Source organism: Pseudovibrio axinellae (assembly GCF_900110875.1).
Classification (GTDB): domain Bacteria; phylum Pseudomonadota; class Alphaproteobacteria; order Rhizobiales; family Stappiaceae; genus Pseudovibrio; species Pseudovibrio axinellae.
In genome coordinates this window covers 100,946-107,949 of the sequence record NZ_FOFM01000012.1, presented here as the reverse complement: position 1 = coordinate 107,949, position 7,004 = coordinate 100,946, and the positions used below count along the sequence as shown (strand labels likewise).

Genomic DNA, 7,004 nt, shown 5'->3' with positions numbered 1-7,004 from the left:
CGGGACAGTGTCGAAAAGTCTGGAACTAACAAATCAATTTTCATCAATCGGACCACAGAGCGCATTAATCCTTGCGTCTGCCGCAACGCCAGGGCATACACGCTACGCAGTGTCAGCCACGCCTCAATGGCCAAATCAGAATACTTGCGTTGCCCTCCGCGAGTGGTCCGGCGCTGCGCTGACCACTCCTTCCCAATCTCACCGTTGACCCAGATCGTCAAATCTCCACGAATACGAAGACTTTCGTTATAGGCACGCCAGTTCGTGACACGATATTTCTTCTTGTCAAATTTGTGACGACGGCTGGCGTTGAATTTGTGGGGCATCGGATAGCTTTATGAAGACGAACAAGCCTTCTAATTACAGACACTGAGCGACCCCTGCAACAAGGCCTTAATAAGGAACTTGCGGCTGTTGGTGCGCGTGTAAATGAGCTAACCGGAAAACAAAGTGATGCTGCTTCAGCTGATGCACTCATTATGGGCATCGGTCTTTTTGTATTCTGGCCAAGCCTATTCCTGCTTGCTGCGACAGAAGACAATAAAGAGGAACTGGCTCGCCTGAAAGGCGAATACGATGCGCTCCAAGCATCGGCAACAGAGAAAAACTGTAAGCCGCCCGCGCCATCAAAAAGCTCTTAAGCGCAATTGAATTTCAAACCATATGCGCCGTTTCAGGGATAACTTGCCTTAGAAGATCAAGCCATCCCTGAGCTGCAACTAAGCCCCGGCGAACACCTGTTCGCCGGGGCTTTCTCAAACACCACCAACGCAGACGTACTTGATTTCTAGGTAATCATCGCAACCATATTTTGAGCCTTCGCGCCCAGACCCTGATTGTTTGATTCCACCAAACGGGGCCACCTCGGTGGAGATTAGACCCGTATTCACGCCAACCATGCCGTATTCCAAAGCCTCGGCGACTTGCCACACCCTTGATAAATCGTTTGCATAGAAATAGGAGGCCAAGCCGAAAATTGTATCGTTGGCTTGCTCAATCACATCGTCGACGCTGTCGAATTTAAAGAGAGGAGCAACCGGACCAAACGTCTCTTCTTTTGCAATACGCATACCTTGTTTGACGCCAGTCAGCACGGTTGGCTCAAAGAAGGTTCCACCAAGCTGGTGCCGGGCACCGCCGGTCACGATTTCAGCACCTTTGTCGGAGGCATCTTTAATGTGCTCTTCAACCTTTTTCACGGCAGCTTCACTAATAAGCGGCCCGGCAACAACGTTTTCTTCAAAACCATCACCGACCTTCATTTTCTTTACAGCAGCAACGAGTTTCTGGGTGAAGTCTTCGTAGACGGCAGCCTGCACATAGATTCGATTGGAACACACACACGTTTGGCCGTTATTGCGAAATTTGGAGATCATAGCGCCCTCAACAGCGGCATCCAGATCAGCATCATCGAAGACAATAAGCGGCGCATTTCCGCCAAGCTCCATGGAGGTCTTCATTACCTGATCAGCAGATTGCCGCATTAAAATGCGCCCAACCTGAGTAGAGCCGGTGAACGTGAGCTTTCGCACCTTCTCGTTCTCGCAAAACTCCTTGCCGATATCTGAGCTTAGGGTAGAGGTAATGACAGAAAAGAGGCCCTTGGGCAGTCCGGCCTCTTCTGCAAGCAATGCCATTGCCAGCGCGGAAAGCGGCGTTTCATCTGCAGGTTTTGCTACAAACGCGCAGCCAACAGCAAGAGCAGGGGCGATCTTACGGGCGATCATCGCATTTGGGAAATTCCACGGGGTGATTGAACCGACAACGCCAATCGGTTGTTTGAGCACCATAATCCGCTTATCGCTCTGGTGCCCTGGTATAATATCGCCATATACACGTTTGGCTTCTTCACCAAACCACTCAACGAAACTCGCACCATACATAATCTCCCCTTTTGCTTCCTGAACGGGCTTTCCCATTTCTGCGGTTAAGATCACTGCAAGGTCATCAGCATTGGCAACCATGAGTTCAAACCACTTGCGCAGCACGGCTGCTCGTTCCTTCCCCGTTCTCTTTGCCCATTCTTTTTGCGCAACATATGCAAGGTCAATCGCGGTTTTGGTCTCTGCTCTCCCCATATTAGGAAGGCTTGCAATCAGATCATCGGTCGAAGGATTAACCACATCAAACAGAGCGCCATTGTTACTGGCAAAGTCGTTTGAACTTATCCATTCACCGCCTACAAAGGCCGCGTTGATAAGCAAGTCTTTCCTCACGAGTCGCTGCTCGAGGCTCTTGTTTGGTTTAGACATAAGTGGTCACCTTGACGATCTGAGAACTCCAAAAAGTGTGACCGAGAAATGTCCTCGCCCACACTAAACGATCAGCGAATTGCAATCGGGTTGATGAGCATTTGCACAGCACCCTTCAAACGCGCTGGTCCAAGTACAAACATAAATTCGTTGACATCATCTGCAACAAGCTGACGTGTTTCCATATTCTCCAGAATGTAAATCCCGTTTTTGGGGATCAGTGTCTGATGAACCGAGAACACTCCATCGTTTTCGCCTCAATCATTGCCCACTTCCTTTGATTCTGCCCTAGCTTCTCTTCAAGCTTGCCTGAAGTCGAAGAGATGCAGACTGAACGCTCTATTGCGGTCTCGTTTGAAGCGTTCCGCTGATGGGCAGTTTAGGTTCATCCCGGTTTATGTTCGGCGAGGGGACCGCAAAGTGCCACGCATCAATGATATCTGGTATCTTCTATCTGGATGAGTTTTTCGTCAGCATCGACGGCAAGAAACTTTATCTCCGGCATGCCACTGTCCATGGTAGGAATGTGTTTGACGAAATCGTGGAAAATCGATGCAATAGAAGACCTCACCCGCTCACTCAAAACTCGCAAAAAGAGGGTCCCGTATTGCACCCGAACTTACAGAAAGCGGCATAAGGTCGTAAACCGGTTCGCCAAGCTCAAACACTAGCGCAGCATTGCAATGTCACACGATCGCTGTGCCAGCATATTCAAATCCGCAATCTAGATCGCCGCAATAGAAATATTCTGCTGACCTTCGGCTCAAGTTAACGTTTCATCGCCGTGCCAACCCACCAGTTCCTATCTCAACTGCATCACCACTGCCAAAGTTACCTTTGAGATCGCCCGATCTATCCAACTCCATATAGCCAAGCTAAACAAAGCTATAGAAAGTCTCGATTGGCATAGGGTAAACATCCTGTCAAATGACAAGCATGTCTAAACTAATATACCAAAGATCATTTTTTTCCTGTATTGCCGTCCTTTTGCTCGGATATATCACAGGATTGCAACTGGGGCGAATTACTCCATACGCATTCCGTCTGACTTCAGAATATGGCTTCAGCCTACCAATAATTGGTTGGCTCACTTCGCTAGTGACGCTGTTTGTGGCCATTTTTGCACTGCCTGCTTCCCGACTAATTCCGACATTCGGGTTAGCACGCATGGTTAAGGTTGGAGCGGCGACCGTGGCGACAGGGGCCTTCCTGTTCATCTTTGCTGATACCCTCACAATGATGATAGTCGTTCGGATTGTCGAAGCGACAGGTCATATAATCACTGTAATTTCAGCACCTTCATACATAGTAGCCAAGGCACCGGAGAACCTTAAGGCTGTCTTCCTTGCTCTATGGAGCAGTTTTGTTCCAATTGGCTTTGCTCTTTCAAACACTTTGGGAGGAACGCTACAGAAACAAACTGACCTGCAGATCATCTGGTCTTACTATGCAATTGCAGCAGTCGTTGTAGCTATATTTGTCTTTCTGTCTTTGCCTAACACCCCTCTAGAGAAACCTGATAGCCCAAACAATTTGAATAAGACGAGCATAGCCTGGATCCTTGTGTATTCATTTGGCACTTATGGGTTTCTATCGATTGGTTTTTTTGCCTTTATGCCCTCATTTATCAAAATGACTGGCCCCCAACTCCTGGCCCCTGGCGTAATCCCACTGTTTGTACCGCTGGGAAGCTTTTGCGCTGCTTTTCTTTTTGCGCGAGCGAGCCTGGCTTTGGCCTCAAGGACCATTAGCGTTGGATTTCTAATCATCGCAATCGCGTCTTTTTTCTGCTTTCCGCTTGCTGCCTCAGATGCGTCAATCTACAGAGCGCTCTTTGCCTTTGGGTGCGGTATTACAGCAGCATCTATTTTTACCTCCGTTCCAGATCTCACTCGCTCATCAATGGAAGCGACACAAACAATCGGAGCAATTGCTCAGGCAGGCGGCCTGATGGTTTTGATCGGAGCACCCTTTGCAGGTTTTATCATTGAAATGGCAGGCTGGCAGACACTCGGGATATCATTCGGATTTGCTGCGTTCTCTGCCTCTATCGTGGCGGGTGCCGCGGCGCTGACACGTAAACTAGAGTGAGTCGAAATAGGTCTGTAACCTTATGGCTCAGGCCTCAGTCATGGTAGCGCTTTTCCAGAGGGCGATATGGGAATCACCGAGGAAGAGAAAACTCCAGCAAATTCCGAGGCATAACTTCTTAAGTTAGCGCCTATGGGGGAACTAGCCCTAAAATGCGCTTAACGCCAACGCGCAAGCCTAGGAGAAATAGTTCCCCTTGGATAGCAGGAGATTTGCGTACCTCCTGCCATGTATCATTTTAAGCAGTTGTCTTAGCTCAAGAATTCCTGAAACTCTGCTATGCGTTTCGTCAGGTCCTGGGGCTTTGCAGAGTGCTTTACGAGCTTGGAAAGCAAGTCGGTACAGCGCTGACAAGACATACGCAATGCGTTGTCTTCCTCTGTCATTTCATAGCCATCAAGGTTTTCATTGGTCCGCAATGTCGAGACGGCATGGTCCGTACGTACGATCGCCTGATTTAGAGCTTTGTCCAAGAGCATTTGATCGCGGCCTTCAAAAGCCTCTTTGCTTGCAAGGTTGGACAGGTGCGGAAGCATGAACAAAATATCGGTGGCGATCGAGCTTTTCATAGCGAAGGAAACGCGTTTTAAGGCTTTGGAAATAACGGGCGGCATGCGGCCGACGGAGCTGCCATAGCCAGCACTTTGCATGAACTTTGGCAGGTTTTGGGAGTATTTCATAATCGCAAGGTAGAGGAAACCAGAGCACTGAAACAGGTCAATCGCGGCGCCCTGTGCCACATTGTCTGGCTCTTCGTCAGCGTTAAGAAATACGGCTAATTCACTGAGCGCGTTGAACCTTTCAGTGGTGAGCTCGTGCGTTTCATCCAGGCTCTTGGCAAACGCTTTAGGTGATCCGGCTGGCGCGGTAAACGGTGATCCAAAGCTTTCAAAAAGGTCGGTCACCTTTCGGGCAGCTGCTTCGATTTGTTCAGACAAGGTTCGTCCTCTGGTCGTGTGAATTAGGCATGTTGTTTCCTACTCACTCCTTAGCTCCTATGCAATCAGCAAATTCAATGCATTAGGGACCGCAGCGAACGCTTGCGCGGTTTTGCGCGATATGTTGCGTTGGTTTGAAAGGAAGGCGGATTTTTTGCGTTTTTGCGGTGAGGGCTGTCCTGTAATCCCAACACGAAATTGCAGCGCAAAACCTGCTTGTCGAGCGCCCCTTTTACCCCTGCCTGAGCGCGACCATACACTTTCATTTAATAAAGTTTGATAGAGTCTCTTGCAAACATGAGTATTACACTCTAGTTATTTTTCATATCTTATTGGTCAGCCCGAATCTCATTTCCAGCCAGCCTGTCGCACCACATGGACAAAGCAATGGCAGGAAGCAAACCCGATACCCCAAGGGCTGGCAGACAGGCACTCAGAGTTCCCCTGACACGCACATCACGAGCACGTGTTATCACCGTGCTTGCCGGTTTGTATGTCGCACAGGCGATTCCGGTCTATCTGGTTGGCGCAGCAATGCCTGCAATTTTGCGTCAGCAAGGCATCAGCCTGGTCAGTATTGGGTCGATGGCCTTGTTGATGTTGCCGTGGGTGACCAAGTTTTTATGGGCACCTGTTGTTGACCGTTTTTATGTTGAACGGTTCGGCAAACGCAAAAGCTGGGTTGTGCCGATGCAAACTATCTGCGTGGCGATTGTCCTGTACCTTTCCACGATCGACGTACAGCAGCAACTCCAAATCCTGTTCCCCATGCTTATGGTGTTGGCACTGGCATCCTCCACGCAGGACATTGCAACAGACGGGTATGCGGTGGAACATTTGCCGCCTGAAGATCAAGCGTTGGGCAACGCGGTGCAAGGTGGCAGTGTGGCTGCTGGCGTTCTGATTGGCGGATCGCTTTCGCTATTCCTGCATGATCTTTGGGGCTGGAGTATCGCTTTAAAGGTCGCGGCAGCTCTGTCTTTCCTCACCATGCTTCCACTGCTGTTACAGCGCGAAGGGGAGAACCTGCGTGAGGATAACAGCGCACCGACAGCTCAGGCCCGCAAGCCCTCTGTTTTCCAGTTTTTCAAACGACACAACGCTTTGATGATTTTGTGTTTTGCACTTTTGTTTCGCCTTCCCGAAGGCCTGATCAAAGGCGTGGAGCAGGCTTTCCTTGTTGATTTTGGTTTCACGCTCTCTCAGATCGGATTGGTCAGCGGCGGCGCAGCTGCTGGTGTTGGGCTGGGAGGCGCTGCCATTGCTGTCCTGCTCATCAAGCGACTGGGTCTTGAAGCATTTTTGTGGGTCATCGGCATTTCGCGCAGCCTTTGCTTTGCAGGTTATGCCTGTGCGGCCCAGTTTGGGTACAGCGGCTTCGCCTTTCTTGTGGTTCTTTCCGCAGCCAATACCTTCATCCGCTACATGGAAATTGTCGGCCTTTACAGCGCCTTCATGCGGGTCAGCTCACTCAAGCAAGCGGGCACAGACTTCACCATCTTAAGCTGTGCCAACATTTTCGTTTACATGCTTGGCAGCGTCGCTGCTGGCGCTATTGCACAATACTTTGGTTACGGGCCTTTGTTCACTTTAGCCACGTGCCTGTCACTCCTTGGCATCGCCGCGAGCATGGCATTCTTCAAAAAAGCGTCGATTAGTGCAGGCCACCCTGACTTCGATGCATCTCTAACAAAACTATCAGCTTCTAAATAAGGACACATAT

6 protein-coding genes are annotated in these 7,004 nt (G+C 49.8%); 2 read left to right on the top strand and 4 right to left on the bottom strand.

Annotated elements, in window-relative coordinates:
- From BMZ51_RS19720 to BMZ51_RS19710, 3 genes are all read right to left on the bottom strand, one after another.
- A partial coding sequence (locus BMZ51_RS19720; protein ID WP_175485050.1) for a transposase occupies nucleotides 1-326 on the bottom strand: 326 nt, incomplete at its 3' end.
- A 429-nt stretch (nucleotides 327-755) separates the two neighbouring features.
- Nucleotides 756-2,252, bottom strand: a complete 1,497-nt coding sequence (locus BMZ51_RS19715) for an NAD-dependent succinate-semialdehyde dehydrogenase (protein WP_068009265.1) — start codon at nucleotides 2,250-2,252, stop codon at nucleotides 756-758.
- Between the two features lie 71 nt (nucleotides 2,253-2,323).
- Nucleotides 2,324-2,494, bottom strand: a complete 171-nt coding sequence (locus BMZ51_RS19710) for a cyclase family protein (protein WP_208979585.1) — start codon at nucleotides 2,492-2,494, stop codon at nucleotides 2,324-2,326.
- A 685-nt stretch (nucleotides 2,495-3,179) separates the two neighbouring features.
- On the opposite strand from BMZ51_RS19710, the gene BMZ51_RS19700 reads away from it, so the two are divergent.
- Nucleotides 3,180-4,343 (top strand): MFS transporter, encoded by a 1,164-nt coding sequence (locus BMZ51_RS19700; RefSeq protein WP_082825690.1) that lies wholly within the window; start codon nucleotides 3,180-3,182, stop codon nucleotides 4,341-4,343.
- A 251-nt stretch (nucleotides 4,344-4,594) separates the two neighbouring features.
- Here BMZ51_RS19700 and BMZ51_RS19695 read toward each other — a convergent pair whose 3' ends face one another.
- Nucleotides 4,595-5,281, bottom strand: a complete 687-nt coding sequence (locus BMZ51_RS19695; protein ID WP_068009259.1) for a hypothetical protein — start codon at nucleotides 5,279-5,281, stop codon at nucleotides 4,595-4,597.
- A 387-nt stretch (nucleotides 5,282-5,668) separates the two neighbouring features.
- Here BMZ51_RS19695 and BMZ51_RS19685 point away from each other — a divergent pair, with 387 nt between their 5' ends.
- Nucleotides 5,669-6,994 (top strand): MFS transporter, encoded by a 1,326-nt coding sequence (locus tag BMZ51_RS19685; protein ID WP_082825695.1) that lies wholly within the window; start codon nucleotides 5,669-5,671, stop codon nucleotides 6,992-6,994.
- The last annotated feature ends 10 nt before the right edge of the window (nucleotides 6,995-7,004 follow it).

Excerpts from the sequence above, each read along its gene's own strand:
- BMZ51_RS19715 (WP_068009265.1), bottom strand. The coding sequence starts at position 2,252 with ATGTCTAAACCAAACAAGAGCCTCGAGCAGCGACTCGTGAGGAAAGAC.
- BMZ51_RS19700 (WP_082825690.1), top strand. The coding sequence starts at position 3,180 with ATGACAAGCATGTCTAAACTAATATACCAAAGATCATTTTTTTCCTGT.
- BMZ51_RS19685 (WP_082825695.1), top strand. The coding sequence starts at position 5,669 with ATGGCAGGAAGCAAACCCGATACCCCAAGGGCTGGCAGACAGGCACTC.